3 protein-coding genes and 1 pseudogene are annotated in these 2,473 nt (G+C 57.5%); 3 read left to right on the top strand and 1 reads right to left on the bottom strand.

Annotated elements, in window-relative coordinates; genetic code table 11:
- On the top strand, window positions 1-218 hold a 218-nt coding region (locus AWB67_RS42675), incomplete at its 5' end, for a hypothetical protein (RefSeq protein ID WP_235025571.1).
- Between the two features lie 47 nt (window positions 219-265).
- Here the strand turns inward: AWB67_RS42675 and AWB67_RS36380 are convergent.
- On the bottom strand, window positions 266-745 hold the full coding sequence (locus AWB67_RS36380) for a YsnF/AvaK domain-containing protein (protein ID WP_087660688.1): 480 nt from the start codon (window positions 743-745) through the stop codon (window positions 266-268).
- 666 nt (window positions 746-1,411) lie between these two features.
- On the opposite strand from AWB67_RS36380, the gene AWB67_RS36375 reads away from it, so the two are divergent.
- Entirely contained in the window at window positions 1,412-1,759 is a 348-nt protein-coding gene (locus AWB67_RS36375) for a response regulator (RefSeq protein ID WP_087660687.1), read from the top strand.
- A gap of 402 nt (window positions 1,760-2,161) precedes the next feature.
- A pseudogene (locus AWB67_RS36370) lies at window positions 2,162-2,473 on the top strand (IS6 family transposase); the annotation flags it as partial.

Genomic DNA, 2,473 nt, shown 5'->3' with positions numbered 1-2,473 from the left:
AAGAAGTGCTCTATGCGCGCGACCACACCTTCACCTTCTGGGCGGCGGTCCGCAACCGTCGCGGGGTCGTACGTGGCGGGACTCGAGTCTCGCCCATGGACCTGAACATCGGTGCGTGCGATACCCGCTCGCTCAAGGCGCTCAACCGCACGGTTGGCTTCGTCGAAGCCGTCGAAAATTCCAACGATTGCTTGTGTCATGTTCGATGCCTCCAATGATAAATAAAGCGGCCAAGGCCGCCGTATGGAACGCGCTTCTGATTCTCTTACCGCGGTTCTTTCTCTGCGTTTGCCGACCTGCTACCAACAGACCCATCTTCTGCAAACCACTCGCCGCTCGCGCCGTCACGCCGCTCGACAATCAATTCCTCACGCCGCACTGATGCTCGGTGCACCGCGTCCACCTCCGCCGCCGCTTTTGTTATCCGGACATCTTCCTTCAGCATGAGTCGCATTTCTGTGACAGGGACATACTCGAATACAGGAACAATCAACGTGTCCCCTTCCTGGCGTGAGCCATACTCCGCGGGCACCGGTTGGTTGATTGAAACGCGCTCCACGACGACCGCCTCCGTCCGCAGGGTTATCGGTACCTCCTGAACGTCTTCGTGAACCAACTTGCGTAGTCGCACAGCGCCCGTCTCGGTGCGCTCGACTCCGACTGAGAGCTGTTCTTGCACCGCGGAGATTGTCACGGCCTCCCCAGAGCCCGCCGGCTCTGAATATTCATCGTATGCGTTTCCCATCGTCACTCCGAAAATGTGATGCCCAGGCGCGGTACATGTCCCCGCGCGCGCCCTGGAGAAAGTCCCCACCGCGCCTATTTGGGTTTGCATAATTATCGCAATGCACGTGCCCGAGGCGGGCTTTGACCGGATACTTTTTGGACATCTCCCTGCCCGATGCGAACGAACAATATTTGTGCGACCGTATCCGTAGGGAGGGTTTTGCCGGAGAGCCTGTATCGTCGCTGTTACTAGTGACGCGGCTCTTCGGCTCGCTTGACATGTCCGACGAATTCATCCGGATTAAAGCAAATGCGAGCTTTCTGGTACGACAAAAGCCACTCTGAATAGTCCTTCGGTTCGCTGAAACTTCGTACGCTGTGCGGTTCGAGCAAGCATGTCGACCATGCTGCCAACTGCAGGGCGTTGCTCCCACAATTTTCGCGGCGAATGAACGAGCTTGGCGATTGCTACGGCCGACACGAGTCAGAATGTCCACTTCAGTACGCATTCTGTGACTGTCGCGAACGACACTCATTCTAATTCAATCAATGATTGGCGAACAAAGACAGGATTTGACCGCTATCAACTCCTGCGGTTCTCGTAGGATGTACGTTGATGAGCGACAGGCACTCCGCCGGCTAGGGCGTAGGCGCCGACAACAAGAACGGAGGCAATGCGCTTGCCATGAGTACCATTTTATTGGTCGACGACGAACCGGATACTCGCTATATCCTGGACTTGCTCCTGACCGCGCAGGGTTATAGAGTCGTAAAAGCTCGAAATGGCTATGAGGCCATGGAAGTCGCGCTCGCAGCGCCGCCTGACTTGGTGATATCGGACTGGGTGATGCCTGTCATCGACGGAACGCAACTGTACCGTTACTTCGCGGCTATTCCGACATTAAACACAGTGCCATTCGTATTCATCTCGGGCGCGCTCCCGCCAGACGAAGTGACGGTTGGTCCATTTCTGCGCAAGCCATTCGACCCACCGCTCTTGTTTGACCTGATAGTTCGCTCCTTGTCGGGTTAGTCGTCGCCGGTGCCGTCCCGTCCACACAGGAGGGTCAATCGGCGGCAGTATCCTCGAGACTTTCAGGTTGACCCTCGGCACGGCGTCGGCTTCGAAGGCGGCGCAGTGGAGACGCTGAAGCAACTCAAGGCGCGGCTGCATGGTTGATGCGGCGGTCATCGACGCGCCCAGGCAGGCAGGTCACGAATTCCCGCGCTCGGACCTCGTTCCGGCGTTCGTCGAGGCGGGGTGTATAGCTCCACGAAGCCTCTAGAAACAAGGTAGTCAAGGAGGGGAGTCTTCAAGAAGACGGAGCTATTCGTCGATGCCCAGGAGAGGATGGCCGCCCGCGCGGACCTCGGATCTGTCGCAATAACGCGTCGGGTATCGTGTGCCGTGACAATAGGAACGATCGGACGCGCGATGAAGACTTTGAATCCAGCTGTGGCGCGGGTGCTCAAGCGTTTGCATTATCCGCTCGATGTGATCCTGACTTGTGTGCGCTGGTATGTGCGCCTACCCGCTAAGCCTTCGACACCTTGAAGAGATGATGGCGGAGCGCGGTATCTCAGTTGACCATTCAACCGTGCACCGCTGGGCCATCAAGGTGTTGCCGGTTCTGGAGAAGGTGTTTCGCCGCCACAAGCGTGCCGTCGGCCGGAGCTGGCGAATGGATGAAACGTATATCAAGGTCCGAGGCCAGTGGAAGTATTTGTATCGCGCAGTCGACAAGGA

Origin of the sequence: Caballeronia terrestris (assembly GCF_001544515.1) — a bacterium.
Taxonomy (GTDB): Bacteria; Pseudomonadota; Gammaproteobacteria; order Burkholderiales; family Burkholderiaceae; genus Caballeronia; species Caballeronia terrestris.
The sequence above is the reverse complement of the archived record's forward strand: the minus strand, read 5'-3'. Positions and strand labels throughout refer to the sequence as shown.